At 69.0% G+C, this 18,786-nt stretch carries 17 protein-coding genes; 8 read left to right on the top strand and 9 right to left on the bottom strand.

Translation table 11 applies throughout. The features are described 5' to 3' along the window. Positions 1-103 precede the first annotated feature (103 nt). The 3 genes from ACIA03_RS20050 to ACIA03_RS20040 form a co-directional block, all read right to left on the bottom strand. Positions 104-1,051: an RNA polymerase sigma factor RpoD/SigA gene (locus ACIA03_RS20050; RefSeq protein WP_396985715.1), complete on the bottom strand. Its 948-nt coding sequence runs from the start codon at positions 1,049-1,051 to the stop codon at positions 104-106. 205 nt (positions 1,052-1,256) lie between these two features. Continuing rightward, positions 1,257-3,404, bottom strand: a complete 2,148-nt coding sequence (locus ACIA03_RS20045; protein ID WP_396985713.1) for a S9 family peptidase — start codon at positions 3,402-3,404, stop codon at positions 1,257-1,259. A gap of 156 nt (positions 3,405-3,560) precedes the next feature. Continuing rightward, a complete protein-coding gene (locus tag ACIA03_RS20040; protein ID WP_396985712.1) occupies positions 3,561-4,871 on the bottom strand; it encodes a DNA polymerase IV in 1,311 nt (436 codons plus the stop codon). A gap of 137 nt (positions 4,872-5,008) precedes the next feature. On the opposite strand from ACIA03_RS20040, the gene ACIA03_RS20035 reads away from it, so the two are divergent. Beyond that, positions 5,009-5,935, top strand: coding sequence for a DUF4192 domain-containing protein (locus ACIA03_RS20035; protein ID WP_396985710.1), 927 nt, complete (start codon positions 5,009-5,011; stop codon positions 5,933-5,935). Here the strand turns inward: ACIA03_RS20035 and ACIA03_RS20030 are convergent. Continuing rightward, the gene (locus ACIA03_RS20030) at positions 5,932-6,387 is read right to left on the bottom strand and encodes a hypothetical protein (RefSeq protein WP_396985708.1); all 456 of its coding nucleotides are present in this window, start codon (positions 6,385-6,387) and stop codon (positions 5,932-5,934) included. The genes ACIA03_RS20035 and ACIA03_RS20030 overlap by 4 nt on opposite strands. 84 nt (positions 6,388-6,471) lie before the next feature. On the opposite strand from ACIA03_RS20030, the gene ACIA03_RS20025 reads away from it, so the two are divergent. The 3 genes from ACIA03_RS20025 (at position 6,472) to ACIA03_RS20015 (ending at position 10,886) form a co-directional block, all read left to right on the top strand. Beyond that, a complete protein-coding gene (locus ACIA03_RS20025) occupies positions 6,472-7,050 on the top strand; it encodes an HhH-GPD-type base excision DNA repair protein (RefSeq protein WP_141794066.1) in 579 nt (192 codons plus the stop codon). A 139-nt stretch (positions 7,051-7,189) separates the two neighbouring features. Continuing rightward, on the top strand, positions 7,190-8,782 hold the full coding sequence (locus ACIA03_RS20020; RefSeq protein ID WP_396985705.1) for an RNA polymerase sigma factor: 1,593 nt from the start codon (positions 7,190-7,192) through the stop codon (positions 8,780-8,782). Positions 8,783-8,918: 136 nt separating this feature from the next. Then, positions 8,919-10,886: an N-acetylmuramoyl-L-alanine amidase gene (locus tag ACIA03_RS20015; protein ID WP_396985703.1), complete on the top strand. Its 1,968-nt coding sequence runs from the start codon at positions 8,919-8,921 to the stop codon at positions 10,884-10,886. Between the two features lie 51 nt (positions 10,887-10,937). Here the strand turns inward: ACIA03_RS20015 and ACIA03_RS20010 are convergent, their stop codons facing one another. After that, entirely contained in the window at positions 10,938-11,438 is a 501-nt protein-coding gene (locus ACIA03_RS20010; protein ID WP_396985701.1) for a DUF456 family protein, read from the bottom strand. Between the two features lie 88 nt (positions 11,439-11,526). After that, positions 11,527-11,754 carry a hypothetical protein gene (locus ACIA03_RS20005; RefSeq protein WP_008361825.1) on the bottom strand — a complete coding sequence of 76 codons (228 nt, stop codon included), beginning with the start codon at positions 11,752-11,754 and terminating at the stop codon, positions 11,527-11,529. A 344-nt stretch (positions 11,755-12,098) separates the two neighbouring features. Between ACIA03_RS20005 and ACIA03_RS20000 the strand changes: the two genes are divergently transcribed. Further along, on the top strand, positions 12,099-14,183 hold the full coding sequence (locus ACIA03_RS20000; RefSeq protein WP_396985699.1) for a type IIA DNA topoisomerase subunit B: 2,085 nt from the start codon (positions 12,099-12,101) through the stop codon (positions 14,181-14,183). A gap of 8 nt (positions 14,184-14,191) precedes the next feature. After that, positions 14,192-14,602, top strand: a complete 411-nt coding sequence (locus ACIA03_RS19995; protein ID WP_396985697.1) for a hypothetical protein — start codon at positions 14,192-14,194, stop codon at positions 14,600-14,602. Here the strand turns inward: ACIA03_RS19995 and ACIA03_RS19990 are convergent. Beyond that, a complete protein-coding gene (locus tag ACIA03_RS19990) occupies positions 14,599-15,504 on the bottom strand; it encodes an RNA polymerase sigma-70 factor (protein WP_396985695.1) in 906 nt (301 codons plus the stop codon). The genes ACIA03_RS19995 and ACIA03_RS19990 overlap by 4 nt on opposite strands. An 82-nt stretch (positions 15,505-15,586) precedes the next feature. Here ACIA03_RS19990 and ACIA03_RS19985 point away from each other — a divergent pair, with 82 nt between their 5' ends. Next, positions 15,587-16,534, top strand: a complete 948-nt coding sequence (locus tag ACIA03_RS19985; protein WP_396985693.1) for an NAD-dependent epimerase/dehydratase family protein — start codon at positions 15,587-15,589, stop codon at positions 16,532-16,534. A 25-nt stretch (positions 16,535-16,559) separates the two neighbouring features. Continuing rightward, positions 16,560-17,012 carry a PaaI family thioesterase gene (locus ACIA03_RS19980; protein WP_396986156.1) on the top strand — a complete coding sequence of 151 codons (453 nt, stop codon included), beginning with the start codon at positions 16,560-16,562 and terminating at the stop codon, positions 17,010-17,012. Between the two features lie 46 nt (positions 17,013-17,058). Here the strand turns inward: ACIA03_RS19980 and tuf are convergent, their stop codons facing one another. Together tuf and ACIA03_RS19970 are read right to left on the bottom strand one after the other, a co-directional pair. Next, positions 17,059-18,246, bottom strand: coding sequence for an elongation factor Tu (gene tuf / locus ACIA03_RS19975; RefSeq protein WP_396985691.1), 1,188 nt, complete (start codon positions 18,244-18,246; stop codon positions 17,059-17,061). Positions 18,247-18,532: 286 nt separating this feature from the next. Beyond that, on the bottom strand, positions 18,533-18,786 hold a 254-nt coding region (locus ACIA03_RS19970), incomplete at its 5' end, for an HNH endonuclease (RefSeq protein WP_396985689.1).

Below are 18,786 nucleotides of genomic sequence, written 5' to 3'. Positions count from 1 at the left end.
GCCCCCCCGGCCCCCGCCCCCCGCCCCCGCCGCGCCGCCCCCCCCCCCGGGGCCCGCCCCCCCCCCCCCCCCCCCCCCCCCCCCGACGGGAGTGACTTCTCGGCTACGCCGCCAGGTCCGGGTCCGCGAAGCGGCGCAGCTTCTGCAGAGCCTCGCGCTCGAGCTGGCGTACGCGCTCGGCGGAGATGCCGTGCTTGACGCCGATGTCGGCGAGCTTGTGCTGACGGCCGTCCGTGAGCCCGTAGCGGGAGCGGACGATGTCGGCGGAACGCTCGTCGAGCTGGCCGACCAGCGAGTTGAGCCGCTCGCGCGACTCGACGTCGATGACGTCCATGTCGGGCGACGGCGCCGACTCCTGGGCCATCAGATCGCCCAGAGAGGTGTCGCCGTCCTCGTCGATCGGGGTGTCCAGCGAGACGTGGTCACGGCCCCAGGAGAGCAGGTCGAGGACGCGGTCGATGTCCATACCGAGCTCGGCGGCGATCTCCTCCGGCTCGGGGTCACGGCCGAGCTGACGTTCCAGGGTGCGGCGGGCACCGCCGACCTGGTTGAGCTCCTCGACGACGTGGACCGGCAGCCGGACCACACGCGCCTGCTGGGCGATGCCACGGGTGATCGCCTGGCGCACCCACCACGTCGCGTACGTCGAGAACTTGTAGCCCTTGGTGTAGTCGAACTTCTCAACGGCCCGGATCAGGCCGGTGTTTCCTTCCTGGATCAGGTCGAGCATCGGCATCTGCGCGCGGCCGTACTTGCGCGCGATGGACACCACCAGTCGCAGGTTGGCGTTGATGAACTCACGGGTGGCGCGCTGGCCCTCCTCGGCCAGCCACTCCAGCTCGGCTCGGGTGGCTCCACCGGGTGCCTTCTTGCGGCCGACGCGGCCCTCGGCCAAGAGGTGCTCGGCCATCAGGCCGGCCTCGATCGCCTTGGACAGCTCAACCTCTTTGGCGGCATCCAGGAGCTCGTTGCGGGCGATCTCGTCGAGATACAGCCCGACGCTGTCACGCCCCTCGATCTCTCGGGTGGCGGTTGCGGTGCGTGTCGCCATGGGAACCTCCTCACGGTGAGGTTTGTGGCCTCACGGTGGTTTCAACGCTTCGCCCCTCCCAGGTGTTCCCTGGTAGAGCGCCTTGTCATCGAATCCGTCTTCGATCTCTTGTCCGGTTCGACGTACGCCGCGGGCGATAAGTTGCATCATGAGGTGAATCTCAGGGGTTTCTCATGGAGTACCCCGAGATCCCCGCAGATATGCCCTACGCAGAGGTCACCTGGTCGATCATCCAGGCAAGACTGAACGCCCGGTCCTCCCACGCCTTGTAGCGCCCCGAGACCCCTCCATGTCCGGCCGCCATCTCCGTCTTCAGGAGTACGTCACCCGGATTCTCTGCCGTCGCGCGCAGCTTGGCGACCCATTTCGCGGGCTCGACGTAGAGCACCCGGGTGTCGTTGATGCTGGTCTCGGCCAGGATCGGCGGATAGTGCTGGGCGGTGACGTTCGTGTAGGGGTCGTAGGACGACATGTAGTCGTACGTCTCCTTGTCGGCCTCCGGGTTGCCCCACTCGTCGTACTCGGTGACCGTCAGCGGCAGCGTCGCGTCGAGCATCGTGGTCAGCGCGTCCACGAAGGGCACCGCGGCGACGATCGCTCCGACGGCGTCCGGCGCCTGGTTGGCGACCGCGCCCATCAGCAGCCCGCCGGCGCTGCCGCCCTCGGCGATGATCTTGCTGGGCGTCGACCAGCCCGACTCGGCGAGGTGGCGCGCGCAGGCGATGTAGTCGGAGAAGGTGTTCTGCTTCTTCAGCATCTTCCCGTCGTCGTACCACGCGCGGCCCATCTCGCCGCCGCCGCGGATGTGGGCGATCGCGAACCCGATCCCACGGTCCAGCAGGCTCAGCCGCGCGATCGAGAAGTAGGGGTCCATGCTGGCCTCGTAGGAGCCGTAGGCGTAGAGCAGCACCGGGATCGGTCCGGTCTCGTGGAGCCCCTTCTTCGCCACGATCGAGATCGGCACCCGTACGCCGTCCTCGGCCGTCGCCCAGAGCCGGTGCTCCTCGTAGTCGTCGCGGTCGTAGCCACCGAGCACCGGGGCCTGCTTGAGCAGGGTCAGCTCGCGGCTGCGTACGTCGTAGTCGTAGACGGAGGCTGGGGTGCGCATCGTGGTGTAGCCGAGCCGCACGACCGGGGTCTCGAAGGAGGGGTTGGAGCCGGAGCCGATGGTGTAGAGCTCGTCGTCGAACTTCACCAGGTAGTCGTCGGCGACACCGGCTGTGCCTCCCTCGGGGCCGAGCTCCAGGATGCGGAGCTGGGTCAGGCCCTCGCTGCGCTGGTGGACGACCAGGTGACTGGCGAAGGCATCGACGTCCTCGAGGCGTACGCCGGGGGTGTGGGGGAGGAGCGGCTGCCACTCGGTCCGCGGGGTCGGGGCGGTCGGCGCGGTGGCGATCTCGAAGTCGGGACCCGAGGCGTTGTGGGTGACCAGGAAGACGTCCTCGCCGGCGATGGTGGCGTGCTCCACGGAGTATTCGACGCCCTCCTCGCGGGCGGCGAAGACCTGCCAGCCGGCGTCGGGGTCGTCGAGGTCGAGGAAGCGGTATTCGGCGGTGATCTTCGCGGCCGTCCCGATGAACATGAACCGGTCGGACCTGGTGCGCCCCACGCCGACCCAGAACCGGTCGTCGGTCTCGTGGAAGACCAGCTCGTCCTCGTCCTGGGTGGTGCCGAGGCGGTGGCGCCAGATCTTGTCGGCGCGCCAGGACTCGTCGGCGGTCGTGTAGTAGAGGTTGGCCGAGTCACGGTCCCAGGTCGCGCCGCCGTGCACGTTGGTGAGCTCGTCGGTCAGCAGCTCGCCCGTGGTGAGGTCCTTGACGCGTACGGTGTAGCGCTCGTCGCCGGTGACGTCGGTCGCGTAGGCGAGCAGGGTGGTGCTCGGGCTCACCGAGGAGCCGCCGAGGCTGAAGAAGTCGTGTCCCTCGGCGAGCGCGTCGAGGTCGAGCAGCACCTCCTCGCCGGGGAGTGCGGGCTGGTCGTGGGTGACGTCGGCCGGTGTCGGGGGAGTCCAGTCGTCGGGGTCGGCGACCTTCACCCGGCAGCTCGCGCCGTACTGCTTCCCCTCGAAGCTGCGGCCGTAGTACCAGTAGCCGCGCGAGCGCGTCGGGACGCTCAGGTCGGTCTCGAGGGTGCGCGCCTTGATCTCCTCGAAGATCTGGGTGCGCAGGTCGGAGAGGTGGTCGGTCTGCTCCTTGGTGTAGGCGTTCTCGGCCTCGATGTAGGCGATGACCTCGGGGTTCTCCTTCTCGCGGAGCCACTCGTAGTCATCGGTCCGGGTCAGGCCGTGGAACTGCTTGGACGAGGGCTTCTTCGGTGCGACCGGCCAGGGCGTCGACGGGTGGGCTGCAGACATGAACGAGACCCTATCCTCGCGACCCTCGAACCGGCGCGCACGGGACGTGCGTGGCCGCCTCACGCATCGCAACGCGCTATCGCACACCCTGGTCGCGTCGCGCGATACCGCACCGCCTCGCCGCGACGGCGAAGCCCGGACCCGGGGGAGGGGGCCTCAGGCCCCGGTGTAGGGCTGAAGGTCGGGGTCGTCGACGGCGTAGGACCTCACCGGGCCGGCCGGAGTCTCGGCGGTCTCGAAGCGCACGGTCACGACACCCCGCCCCGATCCCCAGACCCAGCCGCGACCCATTTCCGTGTGGACGACGTCCATCCCCGCCGCCCAGGTGGGTCGCCGCGCCGGCTCGGGCAGCGGGAGGTCGGGCTCGGTGTCGTCATCGATGTCGTCACCGAAGAGGTCCTCCTGGATCCAGTCGGCGAGACCGGAGACACCGACCCCGAGAAGGCGTACGCCGCCGGCCGTCTCGCCCGCCGTGAAGAGCTCGCCGAGCAGGGTCCTGGCCAGCCGGGCGATGGTGCCGGCCTGGTCGGTCGGGGCCGGAAGGGTCGCGGAGCGGTTGATCGTGGTGAAGTCGTAGAGCCTCACCTTGATCGTGATGGTGCGGCCCGAGAGCCCGTTCTTCTTCAGCCGGGCCGCGACCTCGGTGGCCTGCCGGGTGAGGATCTGCTCCATGAGCGGCCGGTCGGTCAGGTCGGTGTCATAGGTGCCCTCGACGCTGACCGACTTGGTCTCGCGCTCGGGTTCGATGCGCCGGTCGTCCTGGGCCCGGGCCAGCTTGTAGAGGTTGGTGCCGTGGGACTTGCCCACAAGGCGTACGAGCTCCTCGACGCTGACCTGCTCCAGATCGGCCACGGTGTGGATGCCGGCCCGGCGCAGGCGCTCGGCAGTGGCGGGACCGACGCCGGGGATCACCTTGACGTTCATCGGGCGGAGCAGGTCGAGCTCGGTGCCGGGCGCCACGACGACCAGGCCGTCGGGCTTGTCCAGGTCGCTGGCGATCTTGGCGATGAACTTCGAGCTGGCCAGGCCGACGCTCGCGCTCAGGCCCCCGGTCACCTCGGCGACCTCCGCGCGGATCCGCTCGGCCGTCGCGGTCACGGTGTCGACCTCGAGGTCGGGCAGGCCGGCGGCGGCGAGATCGACGAAGGCCTCGTCGAGCGAGAGCGGCTCGACCAAGGGGGACAGGTCGCGCAGGATGCCGAAGACCTGCTCACTGACCAGCTTGTAGGCATGGAAGCGCGGGTAGAGGAAGGCGGCGTGACCGCACAGCGCACGGGCCTCGCGGGTCGACATCGCCGAGCGGACGCCGAAGGCCCTGGCCTCGTAGGAGGCCGTGCTGACCACGCCGCGCCCGCCGATGCCGCCCACGATCACCGGCTTGCCGCGCAGGGACGGCTTGTCGCGCTGCTCGACCGAGGCGAAGAACGCGTCGAGGTCGAGGTGCATCACCGACGCCTGCGCTCTCATGGTGGCAACCTATCTGGCAGCGGGGACACTCTGTTTCGGGCCGTTGACCGTCCACAGGCTCGGTTGGGGACCGGGTTGTCCACAGGCTCCGCATATGGCGCCGAAACTGTCGGTGGGTCGCGGGGATCGTGGTCCGCATGACCACGAAACTCTCCATCGCCCGTCCCGAGGACGTCCTGGCGGCCGTCCCTGTCCTGCTCGGCTTCCAGCCCGAGAAGTCGATCGTCATGCTGACGTTCGGCGGTGAGCACCAGGTCCACGGCAGGATCGACCTGCCGCCGCCGGGCGAGGTCGAGGCCTGCCTCGACAGCCTGATCCTGCCCGCGGTCCGCCACCAGGTGCGCGGCGTCCTCCTCGTCCTCTACGACAGTGGCCCGCGCTTCGGGGTGAAGATCGCCCGTCGCCTCGCCGAGAGGCTCGCCGAGTGCGACATCGACCTGATCGGGTGCCTACGGGTCCAGGACGGCCGGTGGTTCGACCCGCTCGGGTTCCACGGGGTTCCCGACGACGGCGTTCCCTTCGACGTCGGGGCGCATCCGTTCCGTGCCCAGGCGGTCTTCGACGGGCAGCTGGTGCGCCGCTCCCGCTCCGAGCTGGCGGCCTCGATCGCCCCGGATCCCGCGGCGGCCGCCGAGACCGAGGCGGCGCTGGGGCAGGCCTCGTCGATGAAGACCTACGAGGTCGGCCGGCTGGTCGACGACGCGGTCGCCGGGACGGTGCTCTCGGCCGACCAGATCGCCTCCCTGCTGCTGGCCCTGCGCGACCCGCAGCGGCGAGACGCCGCCTGGGGCGGGATGACCCGGGAGGAGGCCAGGGCCCACGTGCGTCTGTGGACCGATGTCGTACGCCGCAGCCCCGACGCCCACGTCGCCCACCCGGCCGCGGTGCTGGCCTTCGCCGCCTGGCTCGGCGGTGACGGCGCGCTCGCGTGGTGTGCGCTGGACCGGTGCTTCGCGAGCGAACCTCACCACGGTCTCGGGGTGTTGGTCGCGCAGATGCTCGAGGGTGCGGTTCCCCCGAGCGCTTGGGAGGAGGCGCTCACCCGGTCGGATCTCCCGGTCTAGTCGTTTCGGTAGCGCAGCCGCTTCCAGCGGCGGCTCACCCCCGAGCGCGGGTCGAGCCACGCGTTGCGGGTCACCACGACGTACGTCAGGGGTGCGCCGATCTCTCGGAACGCCTGCCGGGCGGCGGCGAGCCAGCGGAGGTCGACGTCCTCGATCTCCGTGCTGCCTGCCCGGGTCAGCCACACGATCGGGTCCGGCACGCCGACCCGGCGCCGCATGCTGTGGACGATGTCGGCCCGCAGCCACGGGTCGGTGGGCTCGTCCTCGCGATGTGCGTGCGCGACCTCCTTGCCGCCGGGGATGCCGAGGTGGACGAGCGGCAGGAACGAGCGACGGTGCTCGGTGGCGGTGTGGTCGAGCACGGCACGTCTCAACCGCTTCTCGATCACCGGCGAGAGCGGCTCGTGCAGTCCCTCGACGGACGTCTCGGACAGGGTGGACAGGGAGGCCATGGGCCTAGCGTGCAACGGATGCCGGTTCGGCGCGACCCCCTTTCCACAGGCATGACGCGGTGCCGAGCCACGAGATGAGGCAGGATGTCCCTTATGCCTTCGCTCCACATCACCGGCGACGAGGCCGCCGACAAGCTGCTCTCCGACGACCCGTTCGCGCTGCTGCTGGGCATGGCCCTGGACCAGCAGTACCGGATGGAGGATGCGTTCAAGGGGGGTCACAAGCTGGTGACCCGCCTCGGGCATCTGGATCCCGCCACGATCGCCGAGATGGACCCCGAGGAGTTCAAGACGATCGCCTCGACCCCGCCGGCGATCCACCGGTTCCCAGGCTCGATGTCGGCGAAGGTGCAGGGGATCGCGGCCATCGTCACCAACGAGTACGGTGGTGACGTCACCCGGCTGTGGACCGAGGCCGCCAGCGGCAAGGACCTGCTCAAGCGGGTCCAGGCGCTTCCTGGCTTCGGGAAGCAGAAGGCGCAGATCTTCGTCTCCCTCCTCGCCAAGCAGCTGGGGGTGCGGCCGGAGGGCTGGCAGGAGGCCGTCGGTGACTACGCGCTCGATGGTTACCGTTCTGTGGCTGACGTCGTCGACGTTGCGTCGTTGCAGAAGGTGCGTGACTACAAACAGCAGAAGAAGGCCGCAGCCAAAGCAGCCGGATGAGCTGATGGGGAACACGACGCCCCGGATGGGGACTGTTCACCATCACCGTGGCAGAATGAATCTGCGGCTCTTGACGACCTCGGGCCCTGCCGCGCCCAAACTGAGTTTTTGATAAGTCTCGACCAAGTTCGACGGAGAGGTGTTCGTGTCCTCGAACGCGCGCAAGATACCCGCTGAGGTACTCGCCCACCCTGCCGTGAAGGCACTGATCGACCAGGCCAAGCCAACCGGCCGGGTGAGTCCCGACCAGGTCCGCCAGGCCAGCGAGGATGCCGCGGTCGAGCCCAGGCATCTGAAGGCACTGCTCGGTCACCTGAGCACGCTCGGCATCTCGGTGGACCTCGGCACCGCCGTCACCGGTCGTGCTGCGGCGGCGACGACCTCGACCCGCAAGACGACCACGGCCAAGGCGCCGGCCAAGAAGGCCGCCGCCAAGAAGGTCGCGGCCGAGCCCGAGAAGCCGGCCACGCCGGTCGCGGCGAAGAAGGCCGACGAGCCCGAGCCCAAGAAGACGACCGAGATCGACGAGGACGGCGAGGAGATCGTCCTCGAGGACGTCGAGGTCGACGTCGACGACATCGACGTCGACGACTCGGACACCGACTCCGACGACGACGGTGACAGCGACGACGACACCACGGTCGTCCAGATCGGTCCCGACGGCAAGAAGATCCTGCCCGACATCCCCGACGAGCAGTTCGAGAAGGACGTCGCCGCCGATCCCACGATCAAGGAGGACGAGAAGGAGGCCGAGAAGCAGAGCTTCGTCGTCTCCACCGCCGACGACACCGACGAGCCCGAGCAGACCGTCATGGTCGCGGGCGCGACCGCCGACCCGGTCAAGGACTACCTCAAGCAGATCGGTAAGGTCCCGCTGCTCAACGCCGAGATGGAGGTCGAGCTCGCCAAGCGGATCGAGGCCGGTCTCTTCGCGGAGGAGAAGCTCGGCAAGGGCGGCAAGATCACCCCCAAGATCCTCGACGAGCTCGAGTGGATCGCCGAGGACGGCAAGCGCGCCAAGAACCACCTCCTGGAGGCCAACCTCCGTCTGGTGGTCTCGCTGGCCAAGCGCTACACCGGCCGCGGCATGCTCTTCCTCGACCTGATCCAGGAGGGCAACCTGGGTCTGATCCGTGCGGTCGAGAAGTTCGACTACACCAAGGGCTACAAGTTCTCGACCTACGCCACCTGGTGGATCCGTCAGGCGATCACCCGCGCCATGGCCGACCAGGCCCGCACCATCCGCATCCCGGTGCACATGGTCGAGGTCATCAACAAGCTCGCGCGCGTCCAGCGCCAGATGCTCCAGGACCTGGGCCGTGAGCCCACCCCGGAGGAGCTGGCCAAGGAGCTCGACATGACCCCGGAGAAGGTCATCGAGGTCCAGAAGTACGGCCGCGAGCCGATCTCGCTCCACACCCCGCTCGGTGAGGACGGCGACTCCGAGTTCGGTGACCTGATCGAGGACTCCGAGGCGATCGTCCCGGCCGACGCGGTCTCGTTCACCCTGCTCCAGGAGCAGCTGCACGCGGTGCTCGACACGCTCTCCGAGCGTGAGGCCGGCGTCGTGAGCATGCGCTTCGGTCTGACCGACGGTCAGCCGAAGACTTTAGACGAGATCGGCAAGGTCTACGGGGTCACCCGCGAGCGCATCCGTCAGATCGAGTCCAAGACGATGTCGAAGCTGCGACACCCGTCGCGTTCTCAGGTTCTGCGAGACTATCTCGACTGATTCTGGCTAAGATCCCTCTCGAACGCCTTCCCGGACATCTGGGAGGGCGTTCGCCATTTCCGCAGACTCGCCCGCCACGACTGCGGAGTCGGCTAGGTTGCACGGGTCGGATGTCCGCCTTTCGGGAGGTCTTCTCGTGCCTACGCGTCTCTCACGTCCCCACCGTCCCGCTCTGGCAGCGGCAGGCGCACTGCTCGGAGGCCTGCTCGTCGCGGTGCCGATCACCGCGGTGGCGTCGGCGTCGGAGCCCGACTGGAACGCTTGCCTGGAGGGCCCCGACGACCGGCAGACGGTCTTCGAGCGAGCATCCGAGACCAGCGGAGTGCCGGCCGAGGTGCTGCTGGCGGTCTCCTACATGGAGTCACGCTGGGACGCCCACGGCGCCGCGCCGAGCACCTCGGGCGGCTACGGGCCGATGCACCTGACCGACCTGCCGGCACTGGCGAAGGACACCCAGGCCCACCCGGACCCATTGGGCAAGGGTGACGGCTCCCACCAGGCCCGCACCACGCGCCAGCGCGAAGAGGCGGTCCGGCTGGGTGAGGTCGAGACGCTGCGTACGGCCAACGAGATCACCGCGATCCCGGTCGCCGACCTGCGTGAGGACGCGGTCGCCAACATCTGCGGCGGGGCTGCGGTGCTGGCCGACTACCAGGAGGCTGCGGGCGGTGCGGAGACGCTCGCGGACTGGAGTGCCGCGGTCGGTCGCTACAGCGGTGCCGCGGACGAGGCGACCGCGCTCAAGTTCGCGCGGCAGGTCTTCGCGACGCTGAGCGCGGGGGAGTCGCGTACGACCAACGACGGGCACCTCGTCACCCTGGCGGCGACGCCGGTGACCGCCAGCGAGGAGGCCGTCGGGCGGCTCGATCTGGCCGAGTCCGACACCGGGGAGGCCGTCGAGTGTCCCGCGGTGCTCGGCTGCGAGTCGCTGCCCGCGCCCTACGAGCAGACCGGCGACACGATCGGCGACTACGGCAACCACGACCTCGCCAGCCGGCCCGAGGAGGGGTCGGTCGACTACATCGTCATCCACGACACCGAGACCTCCTACGACGGCACTGTGAGGCTGGTCCAGGACCCGACCTACCTCGGCTGGCACTACACGCTGCGATCGGTCGACGGCCACGTCGCCCACCACATCCCGGGCAAGGACGTCGGCTGGCACGCCGGCAACTGGTACGTCAACAGCCACTCGATCGGGCTGGAGCACGAGGGCTACGCCGCCGACGGTGCGTGGTACACCGAGGCGATGTACCAGACCTCGGCGACCCTGGTCCGCTACCTGGCCACGAGCTACGCGATCCCGCTCGACCGTGCCCACATCATCGGCCACGACCAGGTCCAGGGGGTCGCGCCGGCCAACGTCGCCGGGATGCACTGGGACCCGGGCCCCTACTGGGACTGGAGCCATTACTTCGATCTGCTCGGGGCGCCGATCAAGGCCGATCGCCACGCGCGCAGCGAGATCTGGACGGTCAACCCCGACTTCGACACCAACACCGGCAACCTGATGACCGGCTGCACCGAGGAGGGCGTGCCGTGCCCGAGCGACCGGGGCACCAACTTCGTCAACGTCTACGCCGAGCCTTCCGTCGACGCCCCGCTGCTGCCGGACACGGTCGTCGGCGGCTCCGCCAAGGTCTCCAACTGGGGCCCGCGCCTGGCGGCCGGTCAGAAGGTCGTGGTCAACGACCGGACCCGGTCCGACTGGTGGGGAGTCTGGTTCGGCGGCAAGCAGGGCTGGATCCAGAACCCGCGCGACGTGCTGCTGCCCTCCGCGGGCAAGGTCGTCACGCCCAAGGCCGGCACCACTGCCAAGGTCTACGGCACCGCCTACCCCACGAAGGCCAGCGACTATCCCGCCGGGGTGACGCCGCGGACGATCGCGCCCCTGCAGTACACGATCCCCGCAGGTCAGAAGTACGTCCTGGCCGACGCGAAGGTCCCGGCCGACTACTACAAGGCGAACAACTTCAACTGCGCGACCGTCGACGGCGTCCCCGACTGCATCGTGATCAGCGGCGGCACGACCTACTACCAGATCTGGTTCAACCACCGGATCGCGTACGTCATGGCAGACGACGTGACGGTCGCCAACGGCTGATCACATCGACCACCTGTGCCACACGACCCAGGGAGTTCCTGCACTCGGGCCTCAGGTGATGAACAGCCCGACGACCCAGGTGATCGTGGCGAGGGTGGCGGCGGTGGCGTCGATGAGGATGAACAGGCCGATCGCCTTGAGGGCGGCCCAGGTGGAGGCCCAGGCCTCGCCCGCGTCGCCGCCGTGGCGGCGGAGCTCGGCGAGGAAGACGCCGAGGGGGAAGCCGACGAAGACGCCGACGACGGGGATCACGAAGAAGCCGATGATGGCCAGGATCGCGCCGGCGATCTGGGTGGACAACGGCATCCCGGAGTCCTTGAGGCGCTTGCCGGGGATGGCGTACTTGGTGATCAGCCCGATGGCGATGAAGGCGGCGGAGATGCCGAAGATCACCCAGCCGGTGGGCTCTCCCAGCCAGATGGCCCAGCCTAGGATCGCGGCGGCGACGAGCAGCGCTCCGCCGGGGAGGATCGGGACGATGATGCCGGCGATGCCGAAGGCGATGACCAGCGCGACGAGACCAACGACGATCCATTCAGGGACGAGACTCACGGAGCGACCCTAGCCGCTGGCGGCCTCACGACGCGCCGGAGGCCCGGACCGTCGTGGTCCGGGCCTCCGGGGGAGTTGGTGGGTGGGGTCAGTTCTTCTCGGTGAGCTTGTGCGTCTCGTCGGTGATCGAGCTCGCGATCTCCTTGAGCTTCTCGCCGTGCTCGCGGGCGTGGTGGGCGCAGAACAGCAGTTCGCCGCCGGAGTGGAGCTCCGCGCGTACGTAGGCCTGCGCTCCGCACCGGTCGCAACGGTCCTCGGACGTGAGCGGCGAGCTGGTGGCAACGGCAGTGGTCACATCGGCCTCATTTCTGATCATGATTGCGCCGGGATAACGTACGTGAGTCTTAGAAGATTCCCTAGATCGCTAGCGTTTCCTCGCGGACTCTTACCTCCGTCGCACCTCAAATCCTTGCAGTTGTCGCTCCGGGTTGGGGATCCGGGTCGGACCTACCCCGCGGGACATCGCTGTCCGTGGCAGACATTCTTACCTGTCAACCGACCATTTCGTGCATCGAAACCCACAAGTTCCACGTAACGGACCGATCACGACGTCGGTGTGCCGCCCTATGGCGCGCGGTCCGGTTGCCGCGTGCCTGCGTGAGACCCGGGCGTGTCGCACGGTAGATTTCATCCGAGCAGTACCCGAGCAGCAACGCTTCAATGCAGGACAGCCAGGAGCCGATCATCTCTGACAACACCTACAACGCCGCGCACCTCCTCGTCCTCGAGGGCCTGGAGGCGGTTCGCAAGCGTCCCGGTATGTACATCGGCTCGACCGACACCCGCGGCCTCATGCACTGTCTGTGGGAGATCATCGACAACGGCGTCGACGAGGCGCTGGCCGGAGTGGCCGGTCACGTCGAGGTGACGATGCACCCCGACGGCTCGGTGGAGGTCTACGACGACGGCCGCGGCATCCCGACCGACAAGGAGCCCCGCACCGGGCTTCCCGGTGTCGAGGTGGTCGCGACCAAGCTGCACGCGGGCGGCAAGTTCGGTGGCGGCTCCTACAACGCGACCGGCGGTCTGCACGGTGTCGGTCTCTCGGTCGTCAACGCGCTCTCGAGCCGGATGGACATCGACGTGGACCGCTCGCCGGCCCAGCAGGGGATCTCCTTCCGCCGCGGTGTGCCCGGTGTCTTCGACGGCGACGGGCCGACGGCCGGCTTCACCCCGCAGAGCGGTCTGAGCCGCAAGGGCAAGCGCGTCGCCAAGGGCAAGACCGGCACCCGGATCCGGTTCTGGCCGGACAAGCAGATCTTCACCAAGGACGCCCGCTTCGAGCTCGAGGGACTGCTCGGCCGCGCCCGGCAGACGAGCTTCATCGTGCCCGGGCTCGAGCTGGTCATCCGCGACCAGTCCGGTGCCGACCCGATCGAGGAGAAGTTCCGCCACGACGGCGGCATCGCCGAGTTCGTCGACTTCCTGGCCAAGGACGAGCCGGTCAGCGGCGTACTCCGGCTGCAGGGGTCGGACACCTTCACCGAGACCGTGCCGATGCTCGACGACGCCGGCCACATGACCCCGCAGGACGTCGAGCGCGAGCTAGGCGTCGACATCGCGGTGCGGTGGGGCAGCGGCTACGACACCGAGATCCGCTCCTTCGTCAACGTGATCGCCACCCCGAAGGGCGGCACCCACGTCAGCGGCTTCGAGAACGCGCTGACCAAGACGTTCAACGACGCCATGCGCGCCGCCAAGGTGCTCAAGGTCAACGACAAGGACATCGTCAAGGAGGACATCCTCGAGGGCCTCACCGCCGTGGTGACGGTGCGCCTGGCTGAGCCCCAGTTCGAGGGCCAGACCAAGGAGATCCTCGGCACCCCGGCGGCCCGCAGCGTGGTGCGCAAGGTCGTCGCCGCGGAGATGAAGACCTTCCTCACCGAGTCGCGCGGCGCCCAGAAGCAGCAGGCCAAGCTGGTGATGGAGAAGGTGTACGCCGCCTCCAAGACCCGGCTCTCGCTGCGTCAGCAGAAGGAGAACCAGCGGCGCAAGAACGCGCTGGAGTCCTCCGCGCTGCCCTCCAAGCTCGCCGACTGCCGCACCACCGACGACCGCGCCGAGCTGTTCATCGTCGAGGGTGACTCCGCGCTCGGCACCGCCAAGGTGGCCCGCAACTCCGAGTTCCAGGCGCTGCTGCCGATCCGCGGCAAGATCCTCAACGTCCAGAAGGCCTCGGTCGGCGACATGCTGAAGAACGCCGAGTGCTCCTCGATCATCCAGGTCGTGGGGACCGGCACGGGGCGCAGCTTCGACCTGGACGCGTCGCGCTACGGCAAGATCATCTTCATGGCCGACGCCGACTCCGACGGCGCCCACATCCGTACGCTGCTGGCGACCCTGTTCTTCAAGTACATGCCCGAGCTGATCGCCGCCGGCAAGGTCTACACCGCGGTCCCGCCGCTGCACCGGATCGAGATCTCCAACCCGAAGAAGGGGATGGAGAGATACATCTACACCTACTCCGACCCGGAGCTGCAGCGAAAGCTCGCCGAGCTGAAGAAGAAGAACGTCACCTGGAAGGACCCGGTGCAGCGCTACAAGGGTCTGGGTGAGATGGATGCCGACCAACTGGCCGAGACCACGATGGACCCGCGTCACCGGACGCTCCGCCGGCTGACGCTGGACGACGCCGACGAGGCGGCCGCGGTCTTCGACCTGCTGATGGGCTCCGACGTCGCTCCGCGCAAGGAGTTCATCGTCGCCGGGGGCGGTCAGCTCTCCGAGACCGACCTCGACTTCTAGGCGCCACGGTGGATCAGAAGGCAGCCCGGACGGCGGCGACGAAGGCGTTCAAGGCCGGCGGCATGCCGCTGCGCAAGGGCCACCACCGACTCGGTGACCCCAAGAGCGACGACATCGTGTGGTACATCGACCTGCGTGCCCAGGGAGCCGGCCCGTCCGCACCGCTGCGCTTCGAGGTCGGCTGCTGGGTCGCCGCCCTCGGGCACCCTGAGCCGGAGGGCGGTCCGGTCGACTGCCCGCTGCTCCTGGACCGGCCGGTCGCGGCCACCACACCGGCCGAGATCGGCGAGGAGGTCGGCGAGCTCGTCGGTCTCGTCGCCGACCTGGACTCGGTCACCGCGCTGCGTGACGCGCTGGCCGAGGGCACGCTGGGGCGCCCGTTGGTCGATCAGTCGCTGCGTACGTTCCTGGAGGGTTAGCGCTCGGCCAGCAGGGCGAAGAGGTCGCCGACCTCGCCGAGGTGACCGAGCTTGTCGGGGTTGAGCACGTTGTGCATGCGCACGATCCGGCCGCCGTCGACGTCGAGCGCGATGACGCCGAGCAAGGCCCCGTCGGCACCGCGGGTGAGCATCGCGGGCTGGCCGTTGGCATGCGAGAGCTCGAGGCGTACGCCGAAGCGCTCGCCCTGACGCATGAGCCCGAGCAGGAAGCGGGTGACGGCGACGGCGCCGAGCATCGGCCTCTGGATCGCCGGAGCCCGGCCGCCGCCGTCGGCGACGAACACGACGTCGTCGGCCAGGAGCCGCTCCAGGCCACTGATGTCGCTCGCGGACAGCGCGGCGACGAACTGGGAGGCGAGCTGGTCGCGGCGCTCGCGTGAAGGGTCGAACCGGGGCGTGCCGTCGGCGATCCGCTTGCGGGCGCGGGTGAAGATCTGGCGGCAGTTGGTCGCGCTCTTGTCGACGATCGGGGCGATGTCGTCGTAGTCGTAGCCCAGCACCTCGCGCAGCACGAACACCGCGCGCTCGACCGGTGTGAGGGACTCCAGGAGCACCAGGAACGCGGTGCTGACGGTCTCGTCGAGCTCGAGGCGGTGCGCAGGGTCCTCGTCGGAGACCAGGATCGGCTCGGGTAGCCACGGCCCGACGTACTGCTCACGGCGGTGGCGGGCCGAGCGCAGGGTGTCGATGGCGATCCGGGTGGTGACCGTGGTGGCGTACGCATCCAGGTTGTCGATCTCGTCGGACTCCTGCGTGCTGCGGTGCATGCGCAGGAACGCGTCCTGCACGACGTCCTCCGCCTCGGCGACGCTGCCGAGCATCCGGTAGGCGATCGAGAACATCAGCGGGCGGAGCCCGTCATGGGCGGTTGCGAGGTCCACGAACGCAGGACCTTACGCCAGCTGTCACAGGAGCGCAGGTTGTTTCGTCGGTGGGGTCAACAACGACGAGAGGAACAGCAAAATGCGTATTTTCATCGCAGGCGGAACCGGTGCGGTCGGCGTCAGGATGGTGCCGCTGCTGGTGGCTGCCGGACACGAGGTCTACGGTTCGACCCGCCACGAGGCGGGGTGCGAGGCCCTGGCCGCGATGGGCGCGACCGGGATCGTGATGGACCCGCTGGACGCGCAGAGTGTCGCCGACGCCGTCGCCAAGGCGTCGCCCGAGGTGGTCGTGCACCAGCTCACCGCGCTGGGCGGCCTGAGCGGCAACCTGAAGAAGTGGGACCAGGACTTCGCGATGACCAACCGGTTGCGTACCGAGGGCACCGACCACCTGCTGGCGGCGTCCCGGGCCGCCGGGGTGCGGCGGTTCGTCGCGCAGAGCTTCGGTGGCGGCTGGACCTACGAGCGCACCGGCGGCTGGGTCAAGGACGAGAGCACCCCGATGATCGTCGACCCCGGCAAGGAGGCGCGAGGCACCCTGGCGGCGATCCGTCACCTGGAGGAGGCGGTGACCGCGGCGTCCGACCTCGAGGGGCTGGTGCTGCGCTACGGCAACTTCTACGGCCCTGGCAACGCCGCCTCCCGCGAGGGCGCGATCGGCGAGCTGCTGCGCGCTGGCAAGATGCCGGTGGTCGGCGGCGGCACCGGGGTGTGGTCGTTCGTCCACATCGACGATGTCGGCGCGGCAACCGCCGCGGCGGTCGAGCGCGGTGCGCCGGGCATCTACAACATCGTCGACGACGAGCCCGCGCCGGTGAACCAGTGGATGCCGTTCCTGGCCGAGCAGGTCGGCGGCCGGGACCCGATGCGGCTTCCGGCCTGGCTCGCCCGGCCGCTGATCGGTGAGTTCGGGGTCGCCCTGATGACCTCGGTGCGTGGGTCGTCCAACGCCAAGGCGAAGCAGGAGCTCGGCTGGACGCCGTCGTACGCCACCTGGCGCGAGGGCTTCCGGACCGGGATCGGCTGATCGTGGTTATGGTGGCGCGGTGAAGATGATCGCGTTGCAGGACGAGTGGTGGCCGGCGATGACCTGCTTCGGGTGTGGGCCGGCCAACGCGGAGGGGCTCCAGCTGAAGAGCTATCCGCAGCTGGACGGGAGCGTTACCGCGACCTTCCTGCCGTGGCCGCAGCACGACAACGGCGGCGGGTTCCTCAACGGCGGGATCATCGCGACCCTGCTCGACTGCCACAGCGCCGCCGCGGTGCACCAGGAGGCCTTCCTCAACGGCTGGATGCCGGCCGAGGGGGAGTCGCTGGCCTATGTGACGGCAGGGATCGACGTACGATTTCGGCGGCCGGCTCCGCTCAGGGAGCCGGTCACGCTCGTCGCCACCACCAAGGACGCCGACGAGGACCAGATCACCTCGCTGGTGCGGCTGGAGTGGGACGGCAAGGTCCGTGCCGAGGGTGAGGCGCTGTGGAAGCGGTGGCGCCCGCGGAGCTGAGACCGAAACGGCCCCCGACTCATGTCGGGGGCCATTCCGTGTCTCGTCAGTCGAGCAGCTCGGTCACGGTGCCGGCGGCCACGGTGTGACCGCCCTCGCGGACCGCGAAGCCGAGGCCGACGTCCATCGCGATCGGCTTCTCCAGCTCCACCCCGAGCTCGATCGTGTCGCCGGGCATGACCAGGGCGATCTCACCCAGATCGATCCCGCCGGGCACGTCCGTGGTCCGGAAGTAGAACTGCGGCCGGTAGTCCGCGGCGAACGGGGTGTGCCGACCACCCTCGGAGGTGGACAGCGCGTGCAGGTTCGCCCGGAACTTCCGGTGCGGCCGTACGCTGCCGGGCAGTGCCACGACCTGGCCGCGACGGACCTCGTCGCGCTTGACGCCACGCAGCAGCACCGCCGCGTTGTCGCCCGCCTCGGCGGACTCCAGCGACTTGCCGAACGTCTCCAGACCGATCGCGGTGCTGGTGACCGTCGCGCCGAGACCCACGACCTCGACCGCGTCGCCGACCTTCAGCGAGCCGCGCTCGACGGCACCGGTCACCACCGTGCCGCGGCCGGTGATCGTGACGACGTTCTCGATCGGCATCAGGAACGGCTGGCCGAGCTCACGCTCGGGCACCGGCACGTAGCCGTCGATCGCGTCCAGCAGGTCGCCGATCGCGGTGGTCCACTCGGGGTCGCCTTCCAGCGCCTTCAGCCCGGAGACCCTGACGACAGGGACGTCGTCGCCGGGGAACCCGTACTCGGAGAGGAGGTCACGGACCTCCAGCTCGACCAGGTCGAGCAGCTCCGGGTCGTCGACGGTGTCGGCCTTGTTGAGCGCCACCACCAGGTACGGCACACCCACCCGGCGCGCGAGCAGCACGTGCTCCCGCGTCTGCGGCATGGCGCCGTCCTGAGCGGAGACGACCAGGATCGCGGCGTCCACCTGGGCGGCGCCGGTGATCATGTTCTTCACGTAGTCGGCGTGCCCGGGCATGTCGACGTGCGCGTAGTGCCGGGTCGCGGTCTCGTACTCGACGTGCGAGATGTTGATCGTGATCCCGCGCTGCAGCTCCTCCGGAGCACGGTCGATGCCGTCGAAGGCGATGAAGCGGTTCACGCTCGGGTCGCGCTCCGCGAGCACCTTGGTGATCGCGGCGGTCAGCGTCGTCTTGCCGTGGTCGACGTGACCCATCGTCCCGATGTTGAGGTGCGGCTTGGTCCGCACGAACTGGCTCTTGGCCATGAGAGTTCCTTGTTTCTGTCAGAAGATTCGGGGTGAGCCAGGACCCTCCGGCAAGCCCTCACCGCGCTGTCACCGCGACGAGGGGGCCGGTGCGGGCCACCCTCCTCCGCGGGTCCTGTGAGGCAGGAGGAGGGTCAGCTTCGAGCGCCGGTGCAATCGACTGACGGAGCCCACGTGGGAGCGCCCGTCAGGCTCGTGCCTGACAGGTCGTGCTCGAAAACCACGCGGAACATGCGCATCACGATAGTCGTCAACATCGGACCCAGCGAAGTAATTCCCCGTCGGTCTATGTGCGTCTGGTGAAGCGGATGTCGCCGTTGGGCAAGCGCTCGTGGAGGTAGGTGGGGTCGTGGGCGCGGTGGTGGTGATGGGAGCAGAGGAGGGCGGCGTTGTCGAGGTCGGTCGCGCCGCCTTGGGCCCAGGCGATCCAGTGGTGGGCTTCGGCCCAGGTGGCTGTCGCGATTTGAAAATCGCCGAGTCGGGTCCGTGATGGTTGGCGTGTGCTGCGAAATACTTCGGTATGGCTCGCACTTATCGTCC

The organism is Nocardioides sp. NPDC051685, from assembly GCF_044453405.1.
Classification (GTDB): Bacteria; Actinomycetota; Actinomycetes; order Propionibacteriales; family Nocardioidaceae; genus Nocardioides.
Note: the sequence above shows the minus strand (reverse complement) of the source record. Positions and strands in the feature narration are given on the sequence as shown.